Annotated in this window: 16 protein-coding genes; 12 read left to right on the top strand and 4 right to left on the bottom strand. The window is 34.6% G+C overall.

Annotated elements, in window-relative coordinates; genetic code table 11:
* Positions 1-330: 330 nt before the first annotated feature.
* Positions 331-1,293, top strand: a complete 963-nt coding sequence (locus CPG45_RS03830; protein WP_096230706.1) for a hypothetical protein — start codon at positions 331-333, stop codon at positions 1,291-1,293.
* A gap of 1,317 nt (positions 1,294-2,610) precedes the next feature.
* Here the strand turns inward: CPG45_RS03830 and CPG45_RS03820 are convergent.
* Positions 2,611-3,144: a transposase gene (locus CPG45_RS03820; RefSeq protein WP_255405167.1), complete on the bottom strand. Its 534-nt coding sequence runs from the start codon at positions 3,142-3,144 to the stop codon at positions 2,611-2,613.
* A gap of 63 nt (positions 3,145-3,207) precedes the next feature.
* Positions 3,208-3,648, bottom strand: a complete 441-nt coding sequence (locus tag CPG45_RS18115; RefSeq protein ID WP_096230703.1) for a transposase zinc-binding domain-containing protein — start codon at positions 3,646-3,648, stop codon at positions 3,208-3,210.
* A 277-nt stretch (positions 3,649-3,925) separates the two neighbouring features.
* On the opposite strand from CPG45_RS18115, the gene CPG45_RS03810 reads away from it, so the two are divergent.
* The 4 genes from CPG45_RS03810 (at position 3,926) to CPG45_RS18105 (ending at position 6,528) form a co-directional block, all read left to right on the top strand.
* Positions 3,926-4,417, top strand: coding sequence for a molybdopterin-dependent oxidoreductase (locus tag CPG45_RS03810; protein WP_197702851.1), 492 nt, complete (start codon positions 3,926-3,928; stop codon positions 4,415-4,417).
* A gap of 498 nt (positions 4,418-4,915) precedes the next feature.
* Positions 4,916-5,422 (top strand): hypothetical protein, encoded by a 507-nt coding sequence (locus CPG45_RS18110; protein ID WP_096230701.1) that lies wholly within the window; start codon positions 4,916-4,918, stop codon positions 5,420-5,422.
* Positions 5,423-5,761: 339 nt separating this feature from the next.
* The gene (locus CPG45_RS18015; protein ID WP_284697563.1) at positions 5,762-6,160 is read left to right on the top strand and encodes an ABC transporter substrate-binding protein; all 399 of its coding nucleotides are present in this window, start codon (positions 5,762-5,764) and stop codon (positions 6,158-6,160) included.
* Positions 6,161-6,324: 164 nt separating this feature from the next.
* On the top strand, positions 6,325-6,528 hold the full coding sequence (locus CPG45_RS18105) for an ABC transporter ATP-binding protein (RefSeq protein ID WP_157732436.1): 204 nt from the start codon (positions 6,325-6,327) through the stop codon (positions 6,526-6,528).
* A 222-nt stretch (positions 6,529-6,750) separates the two neighbouring features.
* Here the strand turns inward: CPG45_RS18105 and CPG45_RS17320 are convergent, their stop codons facing one another.
* Positions 6,751-7,461, bottom strand: coding sequence for a transposase (locus CPG45_RS17320; protein ID WP_231968986.1), 711 nt, complete (start codon positions 7,459-7,461; stop codon positions 6,751-6,753).
* A complete protein-coding gene (locus tag CPG45_RS17315; RefSeq protein WP_231968984.1) occupies positions 7,407-8,261 on the bottom strand; it encodes a hypothetical protein in 855 nt (284 codons plus the stop codon). Before CPG45_RS17315 ends, CPG45_RS17320 begins: the two co-directional genes overlap by 55 nt.
* Positions 8,262-8,544: 283 nt before the next feature.
* On the opposite strand from CPG45_RS17315, the gene CPG45_RS03780 reads away from it, so the two are divergent.
* From CPG45_RS03780 to CPG45_RS03750, 7 genes are all read left to right on the top strand, one after another.
* Positions 8,545-8,955 (top strand): hypothetical protein, encoded by a 411-nt coding sequence (locus CPG45_RS03780; RefSeq protein ID WP_096230699.1) that lies wholly within the window; start codon positions 8,545-8,547, stop codon positions 8,953-8,955.
* A gap of 379 nt (positions 8,956-9,334) precedes the next feature.
* Positions 9,335-10,093 (top strand): membrane-spanning protein, encoded by a 759-nt coding sequence (locus CPG45_RS03775; protein WP_096230698.1) that lies wholly within the window; start codon positions 9,335-9,337, stop codon positions 10,091-10,093.
* 396 nt (positions 10,094-10,489) lie between these two features.
* Positions 10,490-10,939, top strand: coding sequence for a hypothetical protein (locus CPG45_RS03770; protein WP_096230697.1), 450 nt, complete (start codon positions 10,490-10,492; stop codon positions 10,937-10,939).
* The gene (locus CPG45_RS03765; RefSeq protein WP_096230696.1) at positions 10,929-11,753 is read left to right on the top strand and encodes a hypothetical protein; all 825 of its coding nucleotides are present in this window, start codon (positions 10,929-10,931) and stop codon (positions 11,751-11,753) included. The genes CPG45_RS03770 and CPG45_RS03765 overlap by 11 nt, the downstream gene beginning before the upstream one ends.
* Before the next feature lie 33 nt (positions 11,754-11,786).
* Positions 11,787-12,428 carry an ABC transporter ATP-binding protein gene (locus CPG45_RS03760; protein ID WP_096230695.1) on the top strand — a complete coding sequence of 214 codons (642 nt, stop codon included), beginning with the start codon at positions 11,787-11,789 and terminating at the stop codon, positions 12,426-12,428.
* A gap of 155 nt (positions 12,429-12,583) precedes the next feature.
* Positions 12,584-13,396, top strand: coding sequence for a hypothetical protein (locus tag CPG45_RS03755; protein ID WP_231969070.1), 813 nt, complete (start codon positions 12,584-12,586; stop codon positions 13,394-13,396).
* 17 nt (positions 13,397-13,413) lie between these two features.
* On the top strand, positions 13,414-14,187 hold the full coding sequence (locus CPG45_RS03750) for a hypothetical protein (protein WP_096230693.1): 774 nt from the start codon (positions 13,414-13,416) through the stop codon (positions 14,185-14,187).
* Position 14,188 lies beyond the last annotated feature (1 nt).

Here is a 14,188-nt window from a genome sequence, read left to right as displayed (position 1 = left end):
ATTGCGTTAGAAAAGGCAAATCTGGTGTAGGGACCACACTAAAAAGAGCGGAAAAACCGCAAGGAGGACAAAAGCCTGTCCCATATTAACTTTACAGTATAATAATGCTACAAGTTATCTCAAAAGTAAACATAAAGGCCGTAAAATAAAAGATGTGGCGGCCTGTGCCATGTACTTAATTTGATATTTTAGATACATGGCAATAGATGTGATTTCCAAATGATGATTTTAAAAAGAGGTAATTTCCAATTATCAATGTGCTTTATTAAATTTTAAGATGTGAGACAAATTTATTGTCTACAAAAATAATTATACGAGGAGGTAATTTGGATGTTGAAGAAAAAATCTATTACGATTTTAATAGCCGTTGCGCTTATAGTATCCTCTATGGTCTCAACTGCATTCGCTGAAGTTGATAAATTCCCTGTGAAATATGGGGAACCCATTGAGGTAATGGAAGAAACAACTACAACCCAACAAGATATTGATAATACTATTAAAGCTATTGAAGACGATTTTAACAAAAGCAAACTTCCCAAAATAGACCAAGCCCAAATTCAACAAAATACTGAAAAAGCAATAAAGCTTCTTGATAAGTTAAATGGAACCAAATCGAAAAACGACAAAAGTGATCAACTAATAACTGCTACCGGTACTTACTATGATCAAAATAAAGCCAAATTAAGAGCAGCCAACTTTATGGAAGGAGTTCTCGATCTAGATGAAGGCTTAACCAGTACAGAGATATATAAAATTGGAGTTACCTATGCTAACCAAGCAAGAGATGCAGCCCTAAAAGAATTCCCTAGTAATGTTATGTTGCAAGATGCTTTTAGACACTTTAGTTGGAATTACATTTCTACCGGGGGTGTAGGAGCCCTGAAAACACGGACTGCTACAATAAATCATGAATGGGGGATATTAATCCTTGAACCCGTAACCAACTATTATACAAATAGATATAATACGTACAGAAGCCAAGGTTATAGCGACTATAATGCAGCCAATAAAGCTTTTTCTGATGCAGTTGCATATATTCCTGATTTAAAATATCAATTAGTCACAATTTGCAAGTCCAGTTATTCGTTTTTCAAGTCGTTCTTTACGGTAAGCAACATTATGGATTTGCATAATAACTGCTATGGTAGAGCATATTATGGAAAAATGCCAAATGCAGGTTATAAAACAGCTTTCTATACCGCTAAAAATAAAGGTGAGTTAATTTTATCTGAAAGCTCTGTAGGCGATTATCAGTACAAGTATGTATGGCAAAGCCAGTGGTATACCTATTAAAGTTTTTTAATGAATAGGATAACACTGCAGATTCGCAACATTATTTTATTAATAATTTTTCAATCCCCATCGTTACTAATGAGGCTTTCGCCTTATAAGTTTTCTCATCGCTGGTTAAATGTATAATTTCTGCTGATTAATAGCTCATCAAATATACCGGAAAACAATCCAGGATGTGACCTTTGAGGTTGCATCTTGGATTGTTTTGTGCTACAATAATTTCAGTAAAGGAGATCGTCTTATAAGATGAAATATAAAATATGGTTAGGAATTTCATTAATTCTATTAATTTCAACACTATACATCGTTATTACCTTTTGGCCAAACTATAAAGGTAATATGTTTCCCCTGTTCACTGATATAACTACCGTATTTCTTTTTATACCAGCTTATTTCATCCTACTAGTAGGAATACTGCCTTATATTGTTACTAAAATAATTCCTAATATTACATTACAATTAGTATTAATCACACTTATATTTGTGGGTTCATTTTTATATTCCCTTAGCTTTTTGGAGTATTCCCTGGGACTTAAGATTATTATTTCTATTATATGTTCCGGCTTTGGATTTTTATACTTTATTCTATCTAAGATTGTAAATGATAAAAAAATGTGATTATATCTTTAGCTCAATAATCTCTTGCCGCCCCTATTACTCGATTATATATTCAGTTCGTGAATAGGAATTTGCTTTTTCATGGACATTATATTACTGTCCGTCAAACATAAAATTGTAGCCGATTTATGCTTAATTTAACGATAATTTTTCTATAAACTGTTGCTTTACCGGATTTATATAAACGATAGCCTGGCTGTTTTACCAAAAAGGACAGGCATGCAGACTCTCATGCCAAAATGTGCGCACAATCAAACAGGCCATGACAGATTCCATGTAACAACACGTGAACAATCCTCATAGCCCTATACTGTCCAAATCGTGAACCTATCTTGATACCCCTAAATACAGTCCTCATAAGGTGTCAACTGGGAATATTCATCCTCATACGGCATTTGGAGGACAGAATCATCATTGGTTATATCATAAGACGGTCCGGAAGGTTTTGAAGCAGAATGTACTGATGCTCCCTATAAAGGTTGGGGGAGATCATGATTTCCCGGCATCCACAGATCCAGGTGCAGCAATATCTTCTTGATGGTCTCTTCCTCTTCTATAAAGGATATGATGCGCATGAAGCCATTGCACTTGGGGCATAGCAACGGGTCGGTATGGTAAACCTTTTGAATCAGGCGGGCCCAGTTTCTGCGGAAAACCTTTTTTGAAATATCGGAATCAACTAGTGAAGGCGCCTGGCTGTCAGTCTCTGTTTTTTTTGCGCATTCCCCCTGACTTGTTTGAATAGTACCCGTAATACCGGACAAGTTGTTCACCTCTGTTGGGAATATGGGTAACAAGCCGGGCCAACCAATCCAACGCCACAAAAGTTTTACGGACTCCGCTGTTTTTGCCTTTATAGATTACTCGCGCGACACAGTCATTCGATTCGGATGCCGGTATATAGAGCAACCTTTCCTGTGAAATGGGAGCCCGGACAATGTATTGGGCTAACCTTTCAATTCCCTCCTGGTCGGAAGGCCAGATGGCTTCTCCAGAATATACGTTAAACCCGCTGTGATGCCAACCCATCATATTTTCTATGATAAAATCAGTTATTTTCTCTTCTTTTTTTAGCATTTTGAAGACCTGCAGGCGAAACAACCCTTCCAGGGCTGAAGCGTCCGGTACGGCCCCAACCATAAACCCGCCGTCTTTATCAAAACAGCCATCCGTTGCAATGATGTGAAGGTGTGGGTTGAAATTCAGAAAATCTCCAAAGGTCTGCACAACTATGACAGCGCCTGGATTAGGATCATCCAGCGAAACCCCTTACTTCAGATAGACCGATAGAACCTTTCAGGCGCATTGGCTCAGCTTGGCCAGAAGTCTGCGGTCATACATGAAATATAATCTAAGCCTTTTGGGAATACTGAAGACCCATTGGCGATGGGGTACCCGTTTCAGCACCTCTCCATACAGGAACTCACCAAATTCAACCACACGTTTTTGATGGCAGGAAGGGCAAAAGTGCCGGCGTTTACAGGAAAATGGAAGTAGATATTCATGGTTGCAGTCATCGCATTTCACCCGGGCAAAACTCAGATGAAGGTCACCGCAGTCCAGATATTTGTATATGACGTCCAGCAAATAAGGCCGCCAATACCCATACTCCTTTTGGTACCTGTCTTCCCATGTACCTTCCAGTTCTTCAAAATGTGCTTCCACACACCGGTAATATTGGTTTTTGCGGGGGCTTCGGGGTGTATACACTTCAGCCCTGGAGAAAGCGTTTAGCATGCATGGTCATCCTTATACAGAACTAATATTCGATATAAGGTTACCGTATAATACCAAAACAATCAAGCGCTGTATACCAACAAAGCTTGTGCTAAAAGGTGATTCATTGTGCCGGTTATGATTAACATAACGCGTTTAGGCTGGAGGTTAGAAAACAGAATATTATTCAAAGAATAGCGAACAGAAAAAAGACCAGAAGATTTTTTGCAATTAGCAAGGACTATGACCACAAAACAAGAAATTGAAATGACTCATATGATTTTGAGCAAGCAAAGAAATCAAAGAAAAATACGGACCGGACTCCTTTACCGCTTTGAGTTCCGCCCGGTGCACCAACGAAGAGAACTATCTGGTGCAAAAATTTTCAAGGGTGGTGATGGGCACAAACAATGTAGACCACTGTGCCCGCAACTGCCACGCGCCCACGGTGGCCGGGCTGGCCACTTCCTTCGACAGCGGCGCGATGACCAATTCCATTTCTGAGATTGCAGGGACGGAATTATCACTGTTGATTGGGATAAATCCCACGGAAGCTTACCCGGTGATCGGCTATAAAATGAGGCAGGCGGCGCGCCGGGGCGCGAAGCTTATCGTGGTGGACCCGCGGCGCACCGAACTAGCGGAGGAGAAAGCTGCCGGTTATACCACCAAGGATATGAGCCAGCATAGTGGCTTGGGATTATTCATCATCAAACAGATTGTGGAGCGTCATGAGGGACTGTTGGACCTAATAAAACCTGAAAATTTTACCTCGGTGTGCAATTTGTGATTTATATTCCTTGGAATAGTTAAGTTTTTATTTTGTTAAAATTCAGTGGGCGTTGGACACTGATTCGAGCACTCCCCCAGCAGGCCGTTGTTTTTAACTTGACGGCATAACGTTCTTTGCTATTAGCGGGTTAACAAGCCGGCGGGAATATAATTATTTGTTGCACGCCGGCGAAGTAGGCACTTACGATGTGGGTATTGACAGTGCAAGCCAGGGCGAGGCCGCTTTGATTCCGGTGCAATTGCCTCCCGAATTTAAGGGGAAGGACTTTCGTGTAGCGGTTGCTTTTAAGGACACTGATGTTAATTGGGCGGGGTACAGTAGTAGCGGCCCCTGGCTCCACAATATCAGGTGCAGAATTGTCAGCATAGACCAACAAAAAGCCTTGTTCAAAGTGGCATGTTACGTATTATGGGGCGATAGCTCAGATTCTAATTTAAAATTTGCTGTTCTTGGCAAATTTACCTATATAGCCTGGGTGTAAAGGGGTGATGTATATTGGTTATTTTTTGCAACAAAGAATCTGTAGAAAATGAGATTATGTTTGTTTATAGCGGGTACGAAATGAACCTTTCTATTATGGAAGGAGCTAATATGCAGTTCGCAGGGAAGCTTAATGCCTATATTTTTGAGGACGACTACGATGTTATCATGAACCCTGGCGAATATAGAATCTATTTGCAAAAAACCAAACCGAAAAAACATATCGTTTGCAAGAAGCCCGTTGTCGAGTGGTATTTTGACGGCAACAAAAGCACTATAATATCAGACGGTGTAGATTATACGACGATAAAAGGCATTATATACGGTTTGCAGAATGATGAGAAAGTGGACGAGATACGCCTGCACAGAGAGCTTTTCAGTACCTTAAAAAACGAACTTGTACACCTTTGTCAGTTCAAACCCGTGAAGAAGCTAAATATGCCATTTTTGAGTATGTTGAAGTATTTTACAACCGGAAGTGACGTCATGCAGTCTGGGGTATTTGTCCCCGATGGAGATTAAACGCCGCAAGTTATTGGAAATTGCTACCTAAGTATACATGTACCACGCGGTCAAGGGCCGGCGAAGCCGGGACGGAGTCTTTACCCTTGACAGCCCACTGAACTCTATCCTTTTGCTCAGTTGGTCATGCAAAGCATGGCCAACTGCCTCCCGGTGAGGGAGGGTGCGGGCAGATCCCACAAAAGGGAGAAATCTAAAGTGAATTACACTAATGTGTGTCTATTTTATCGGGGACATCACAATGTGAAATATGTCAACAAGTAAACAACGTCCCTATTCTGTCATATTCTGTCACAAAGTGCTGACTTGAACAAAATCGTCCAGTATGATATATAAAAATTGTCAGCGTCGCTTCGTTCCGACAGTGGACGTTTTCAAGCATCTTTTTGCTTTTTACTTGTTGTGGTAGTATTGCTGGCTGGATGTGCCGCACCAACCAGTTCCCCAGAAGCAAAAGAGAAAGTATTGCAAATTGCTACCGGCAAGGATGACTACAGCTGTGGTTGGGGTGGGAAGGCCTGTTTGTGCAGTGAAGGTCTGGTAATGTTTGATTCTAACATGAAGATCAAACCTTTACTTGCTGAATCCTGGAAAATTGAAGACGGAAAAATATATACTTTTCAACTCAGAAAAGGAATTAAGTTTCATGATTGCACACCTTTTAATGCCCAGGCAGTGAAGTATGCGTTCGAAACTTACCTTAAGAAATCGGCAACAAGGGACGGAATTGAAGCTTAAAAAAGCTGAAAAACTTTGAAATCAGCCCGCCGTTGCCATGGCACCGGTACCAGGTTTTATGGAAAGTAGAGATCGAAGAATAATCAAACTTTCTTGATGACAGTCATTTGCCTTTACGCAGTTTGCGAGGGCGATATTACCTGTGGGCCATGATTTAGAAGGAAATAGGAGGTATAGCAAAATATGTCAACAATTTTCGTTCTGAAAGTAAAGAACCCTTTTACATACTTTTACAGTCAGTTCTACTACCCGACCCGTGGCAGAGAACCGGGCCAAAACCGGTGGTGCGAGGCGAGCCGACCGACCCAGCAAATTCTCCATCGGGCTGCCGCTTTCACCCACGCTGCCCATATGCATGCGATGTTTGACGGCAGGATGAGCCAGATGAGATTGATTTCGGAAACTAATTTCCAGTGTCATAAAATGACATAAATTAGAAATCAGATACAAAAAATAACAATGACTTTGCGATAAAAATAAGAAAAGAGGAAATAAAATGTAAAATAATGCAAATCAATCTAAAAAAAGAGTATAAGAAACAAAACCTAATAAAATAGGCTTAAAATTAACAGTATATGGAAGTATAATGTTTATGCTGCTCTATCTAATAATCCATCAAGCATAGAAATAAAATTAAACTTAGATTTTTTCAATCTAGCATCAAGATGGATATTAATAGAGTGTATCATAATCCAGAAAGACCAGCGCTTTTTGCCTCTGGTTTTAGATAGCTCTAACTCATAATCATTAAGAAGCCTTTTATTAACACGCTCAGAAGAAGTTCGCTTTCTCATCTCCTCCTTCCATTCATCAGAACCACGTGGAATGGCAGTGAATAGGCGAGGGTCAAAAGAAGGCTTCGTATAAATAGTTCTGCCATAATCAGAAGAGGAGCACTTATCTTTACAATTGCATGAATCAACCTTACCAGTTGCAAAAGGACAGCGCCATTTAATTCTATTGCGGTCTTTCATAAAACCATTGTAAACCATAGGTAATCCTGCCATACAGACAGGAATACCATTTTCATTGATTTTAACAGTACCTTGGTACTGGCTTTTACCTTTATTCTTCTTGTTAAGAGGAATTATAGGTTTAATATTCCACTTATTAAGAAGATGGTAAGTGGGGTGATTATCGTGAGCACAATCACCAATAAATTTATCAAAAACAAAATCAGGATACAAAGCCCTTGCTTCAGACAAAGCAACAATAGCAGTAACACCATCATAACGAGGAGCCTCAACTAAGCGAAGATAAATAGGAATATCAGATTTAAGCTCCTCGTTATATGTAACCAAAAAATAACCAGAATAACCATAAAACCAAGTCTCATGATAACTATCCCAACCATAGCGAGCATCAGGGTCAGAGAACTTGCGATGGCAATCGCAATTAAAAATACCATTTTTAGCACAATCACAAGTTCTAATACCGAAAGGACTTCCGCCAGTCTTAATACAAGTACCATCACCTGAGATAGAAAGTTTTTCAGTATCACCGAGGATACCGGCTTCAGCGGAAGGCCTAACAGCAACATAGGCAAAAATTTGTTGAAAAAGCTTCTCAAGCCTTGATTCAAAATTTTACCCTGTAAAGCCAAATCAACAAATTTCTGTATAATACCAGGGTGGCGTGGTGGAAGCTTCTGATTTTTAGCAAGCTTTTTACGTGGTTTGCGTTTAAAAGGATGGAGAGAAACCTGTCGGTCTCTTTCAATATCAGGATCCTCAAGCCAAAACCTGTTAATCAAGTCATAATGAGTGCCAACACCAGGAATATTATCAGGGGATACGCCAATCATGTAGCACAAAAGATCATCATGATGAAGCATGTAAACCCATTTAGTAATACTGTGGCACTTAAGCATAGACATAAGCATAAAAGACCGAAAAACTTTAGGTTGGTTTTTGGCTGGAGAACCAGTATTAGAGTAATAAGGTTCAACCACAGGTTTAAGAACATCAAGATCCAAATTATAGAGTTTAGATAAAGCTTCAGAAAATTGAAGGACACAATTTTTATCTGAAGCATAAATATGCCGAATATTTTCGACAAGGAAAGACTGATAATCAGAATGCGAACGCCATGCGCCCAACATAAAATCACCTCAATAGCAAGTAGTATGGTAAAAACACCATCCATTTCGATTATTGTGGCGATTAAAAAAAGTCAAGATAGAATGTAACCAAATATGTTAGAAGAAGGAAAAACAAAGAAAAAAATTCTTACAATGTAAATAAAGATGTAAATGAATTGGAAATCGAAAAATGATTTCAGAATGAAATTTTGGGGGATAAATTTTAAATATGTCTCCTGAAATTCAGTTATATCAGGCAACAGAAGTTGCCGAGAATACTCATATTATATGAGGGGGAATACAAATGAAAATGAAATTAATAAAAATTTTAACAATAGGATTAGCTGTGATGATATTTTTAGGCGCTGGTCAATGCATTTTTGCAAAAACCACAAGAACAATAGGTAATTATGATACTATAGTACCAGGTGTAGGTACATGGTATTCTCCTGCTATAGAGAAAGCTAATGGTTCTAATGGTGTAAATCATAATACTAGTATAGGGGGAGGCAAGACTTTGTTGACAGCAATTGCCTATGGTAACAATAGAATAACTGATGAATACGCTCTAACACCTCGTTCGAGAGTTTTGATACCATATCATACAGGAGAAAATATTTCAGGAAGAAAAGTGAGACTACAATTAAATACCCCATGGAATGTGCTTGTAGATGTTGAAGCACATGGTACGTGGAGTCCCGATTCTGAAGATTAAAATTTATATGTATTATTGAACGTATAACATTAATTACTGCTCAGCCGTAATTGTAATAATGTACGAGAAAAGTAGCCGGTTATTGTGATCCAAACGATTTGAAATGGTGATGCGGAGATGAGACACTGAGAAAATCTATAGTGTAACGTCTATGATAGCTGAGCAGTAACATGTGTCTTTTAATTGTAGGAATATTTTTATACTGATAAATGTTATATGTTTGACATTACTGATTTTTAAGTTTACAAATGATTGCTTTTACTATCAAGGCTGAATATAGAAAAGGAAGTCTTTTTATTTTCAAAAATTAAAGTTTAATTGTGTGATTTTCTCATTCTATTTATTATATATCAAAATAAATAATAAAGGGGAAGCTATAATGAATAATTTTTTGAAACAAGATTTAAATAGGGTATTTCGTTCATATTCGTTCTGGTTAGGTTTTTTTTTAACAATTGGGTCTTGTATTTTTGGAATATATCCTAATATAAAATATGCAAATGATTCGGGTGCATTACGTCTATTTTTTTATGCACATAGCGTAGGATCAACAAGTATTTATTCATTAATAGCGCCTTTAATCGCGGCTATTCCTTATTCGTATTCATATTGCATTGATAAACAAAGCGGATTTTTAAATTATATATATATTAGGGAAACAAAACATAAATATGCAATTTCAAGAATAATATCAAATGCTTTAGCGGGAGGAATAGTATTGGCATTACCGTTGCTTATTATACTTATTTCTGTGTGCATATTTTTCCCAATTAAGTCAGCATATTTAGGTAGTGTAGTTGGAGCCTTTGCAAATATATTTTTTAAGTCGCAAATTATGTACATTTTTATACTTATTGTGTTGTCTTTTATTTTCGGAATGATATATGCAACAATTGGGCTGGCTATATCAGCATTTACCAATAATAAATATCTGGCTATCGTTTTTCCGTTTTTTGTTTATTTAATACCTGCTATTATATTTCCGATTTTCGGCTTAGATGCTATTGAGCCGTCTACAACATTAATACCACATGCTAATGTCAATACTACTGAAAGTATGATATTTATACAACTTGGATTGTTGTTAATCATAAGCACTGTAAGTTTTTATAAAGGTGTAGTTAGAAAAGGTTATTGATGTGTCTAATCAGGCATTGATAGTTTTAGTAAAGGGAAATATTTCTGAAATACTGCATAGAAGGCGTTTTTTTGCTGCTTTAGCGATATCATTTCTTATTAGTCTATATAAATTTCAAATATAGCTATATATACAAGACTTTATAAGACGACGTTTAATATATATGACTTACTTTTGTCAAACATGAGTAATTTTCATGAAGTTATGTTTGCATTAAATTTTTTATTTTTATTTTTAATAGGAAATATGTTTTTACATGACAATGATAATTTACGAATTATAAGGTGTAATTCTAAAGATGAATGGTTCATTATGAATTTTTTATCTATATTCACTTTAGCTCTTATATTTGTTGTATGCATTATCATAATAAATGTACTCATAGGATGTTTAAATTTGGATTTTCAGAATTTATGGAGTGACGGCAGCAAAACAATAAGCAAAGAACTTAATAAAATGCCTATAGAAATTATAAGTTATATGTCACCATTAACAGCAGTTCTAATTTCATCTTTGTTTTTAATATTTAATTTTACGATCTTAGGAACTGTATTTTATATAGGGATAATATGCTTTAGAAAGGTATATATGGGTTTTATTACATCATCATTTATCATTATTATGAGCATAGCTGCAAAATATATGAATTTGATAAAATATACAAAATATCTTTTGGCAGATAATATCTTGTTATTTAATCATAATTTCAGACGGGCTAATACATTGCCGACTATTCCATACTCATTTATCTATTTGGCCAGTATCATCGTTATAACCTATATATTAGGATTATTTTTATTTAAAAGACAAGATTTTGATGTTGGAGGTAATAATAATGACTATTAGGATTATTAAAAATGATATGTGTAGTATTTTCTCTTTTAAAAGAGCATTAATATTGTTATCTATGTTTATAATTTTGTACATTGCTAATGCAAGTGAATTCTATATGTATAAAAATATTGGATTATTTGACTTTATTTTACTAGCATTAGGAGGCCCATTTAAAAATGCATTTAGAATCATAGATGAAATTAAATGGTTATTACCACAAATATTTTTATCATATGCATTAACTTATCTTATTGATCTTGAATTAAAAGAGAGAAATATATATTTATTGCCAAGAATATCTTCGCTAAAAATATGGTGGTTTAGCAAGATAGGTAGTCTCTCGGTTATTACTTTTATATATTTTACTATAGAATTTTTTGTTGTAATTATTTTAGCTTTTTTAAATTATCCAGTAAACAATAATTTTAGCAAAGTAATAGTTGAAACGTTTGTTAACGAAAAAAATGTAACCATTGTTTACAATGCAAAAATAATATTTAATATGTTTTTTTTACTGTGGCTTACAAGCTTTTTATTGAGTATTTTTCAATTATTGATAAGCATGATATTTAAGAATGCCATGGTAGGCTTAATATGTATAATAATGTTAAATGTAATATCGATTCATGCCGGGTTTGCAAAAGGCAGCCTATTTAAATGGTTTCCGTCAAATCATGGCATATTTATGAGACATAATATTTTTAATATATCTGGTAGAAATGATTTAATTTCTATCAGTTGGTCATATTCTTACGTTATCGCTTTAATTATTTTACTGATAATATTTGGCTTTAATTACATAAAAAAAAGGGAAATTTTATATTGAAATTTTTGATATTATGAAAGGATGATTAAAGTCATGGATAAAGCCATTATAATAACCAATTTAACAAAGATTATCAAAGGTAAGTATATTTTAAAAAACATAAACTTATCCGTAGAAAAAGGTAAAATATGTGGCATAGTAGGTCGTAATGGTTCTGGAAAGAGTATGCTTTTCAAAATAATTTCCGGATTAGTTTATCCTTCAGAGGGTAGAGTAGAAGTCTTTGGTGATGTTATAGGAAAAGATGTGAGTTTTCCTAAAGATTTTGGGGCAATTATTGAACATCCGGGTTTTTTGCCGCAGTACAGTGGATATAAAAATCTTAAATTATTAGCCTCTATAAAAAATATTATTAATGATGATGAGATTAAAAATGCAATGACAATAGTTGGATTGGATTATAATGATAAAAAACCGGTTAAAAAATATTCGTTAGGTATGAAACAAAGGCTAGGAATAGCGCAAGCTATAATGGAAAAACCTAAATTATTGATATTAGATGAGCCGATGAATGGATTAGATAAACAAGGAGTTGAATCAGTAAGGGAACTACTAAAATCATTAAATGCAGAGAATAATGTGACAATTCTCATGGCTAGTCATAATTCAGAAGATATAAACTTATTATGTGATGAAGTTTATGAAATAGATAATGGTATCTTGAGTAAGCTATAAAATTGATACTTTTGGACAATTGACACGTTTGTGTAAGTACTTTAACATAAAAAATAAAGGTAGTCATCAGCAGATTGTGATTATTTGTAATTTTATTATACTTAAGTTTTTAGATAATTAATAATTGCCAATTAGGATGTGATATTTTGAGAAATATGATTTTATTTGAGCTGAAAAATTGTATTAATAGAAAAGAATTTAAAATTGTTTTTATGGCATTGTTTTTAATATCTATAAGTGCATTTTTGCTGACATGCTATATTTTTTACGGCCATGCATTAAGTTTTGTTAGATCTGCATATGAATCAGGCATTATCAGAGGCAATTATTCCAGTTTGTTGTTAAATGTTGAAATCATATTGCTGCCGGTATTCGCTACAATAATATATTCTGATTCATTTTATACAAATGCCAGAATTGGTACCTATAAAAACATCTTAACAAGAACGGATAAAAAAATTTATATATTATCGCAATGTATAGTAATATTTTTTGTGACTTTTTTTACATTTTTTATACCATTGCTGATAAATCAGTTGCTGACTTTTATTGCCTTTCCACTAGTCGGATTTGATAACAATTCAGCATTACCTCCATTTGATTTAGGTTATCAAAAGGAGTATTTATTTGATTTTGTGAGAATTCAGTGGCCTCTATTATATGATTTTATATATATGGCTTTAGATAGTCTATTGGCGTCATTATTCGCACTATTTGGCTATTCTCTATTTTTTGTATTTAATAAGAGCAGAGTTTTTGTCATAGCAGGAATGTTTATAGTGCTTCAAATTTTAAATTTTATACTTTCGGTTGCAGGTTATTACGAATATTCCATAGAGCAGTATTTATACAGCTTATCGAAAGGCTCATATATAGCGTTAGTATTATGGATAGTATTATTGCTATCAGTAAGTCTTTCGATAATTATTTTAAAGGGATTTAAGTATGAAATAGATATAGTTAAATAGCGATGGGAGCAGGTATAATGAAAATAATACACAGTTTGATGATAAAGATGTTGTTAAGAAGCAAGAGATTGTATTTGATAATATCTATACTGATAGTTTTAGGCATATACAATGCTTTAAAGTATAGCGGAGATTTTATAAACCAATTAAATAGAGTGCAAAATAAAGACTTTTTATATTATATGTACAATGACTTTTTTAAGGTAAACATTGTGCTTTTAGTTATATTTCCGCTGTTTTTATCAATTTTAGAATTTAATATTGATATTTTTGATAGGTATAAAATAATACTCAAGTACAATGACATAAAAAGATGGTGGAGAGATAAAAATTTTGGAATGTTTTTGTATTCATTTATATATGTAACAATAATTAATTTAGTGATGATTGTAAATGTAATTTTTAGCGGCAACGGTGAAAAATTAGATTCAAGATTTTTTATATTTTTATTTACAGGTTTTTTGTTACACTTACTTGGCTTCTTAATTTTTTCACTGCTTTATGAAATATTTACACTAATTACTAAAAAAACGTGGATTGGATATGTTTTAACGTATGGCATTATATTGTTAGTATATGTAATCCAGCAGTTTTCATTTCAGCGGATTTTTCCTTTGAAGATAAGATCAGTAGAATATTATATGTTTCTTGTATACAAATTCAATACAAATAGATTCGTATTCGATTATATGGATTTGATTTATGTATTATGGTTTTTGCTAATCTACGTAATTCTATATATTTATGGATATTGTGTATGTAAGCATGTGGATATATATTGGAGTGAATAAT

Source organism: Thermoanaerobacterium sp. RBIITD, from assembly GCF_900205865.1.
Classification (GTDB): Bacteria; Bacillota; Thermoanaerobacteria; order Thermoanaerobacterales; family Thermoanaerobacteraceae; genus Thermoanaerobacterium.
Note: the sequence above shows the minus strand (reverse complement) of the source record. Positions and strands in the feature narration are given on the sequence as shown.

Coding starts and splice junctions, on each gene's coding strand:
- CPG45_RS03830 (WP_096230706.1), top strand. CDS start 331: ATGTTGAAGAAAAAATCTATTACGATTTTAATAGCCGTTGCGCTTATA.
- CPG45_RS18115 (WP_096230703.1), bottom strand. CDS start 3,648: ATGCTAAACGCTTTCTCCAGGGCTGAAGTGTATACACCCCGAAGCCCC.
- CPG45_RS17315 (WP_231968984.1), bottom strand. CDS start 8,261: ATGTTGGGCGCATGGCGTTCGCATTCTGATTATCAGTCTTTCCTTGTC.
- CPG45_RS03780 (WP_096230699.1), top strand. CDS start 8,545: ATGAAAATGAAATTAATAAAAATTTTAACAATAGGATTAGCTGTGATG.
- CPG45_RS03775 (WP_096230698.1), top strand. CDS start 9,335: ATGAATAATTTTTTGAAACAAGATTTAAATAGGGTATTTCGTTCATAT.
- CPG45_RS03765 (WP_096230696.1), top strand. CDS start 10,929: ATGACTATTAGGATTATTAAAAATGATATGTGTAGTATTTTCTCTTTT.
- CPG45_RS03760 (WP_096230695.1), top strand. CDS start 11,787: ATGGATAAAGCCATTATAATAACCAATTTAACAAAGATTATCAAAGGT.
- CPG45_RS03755 (WP_231969070.1), top strand. CDS start 12,584: ATGATTTTATTTGAGCTGAAAAATTGTATTAATAGAAAAGAATTTAAA.
- CPG45_RS03750 (WP_096230693.1), top strand. CDS start 13,414: ATGAAAATAATACACAGTTTGATGATAAAGATGTTGTTAAGAAGCAAG.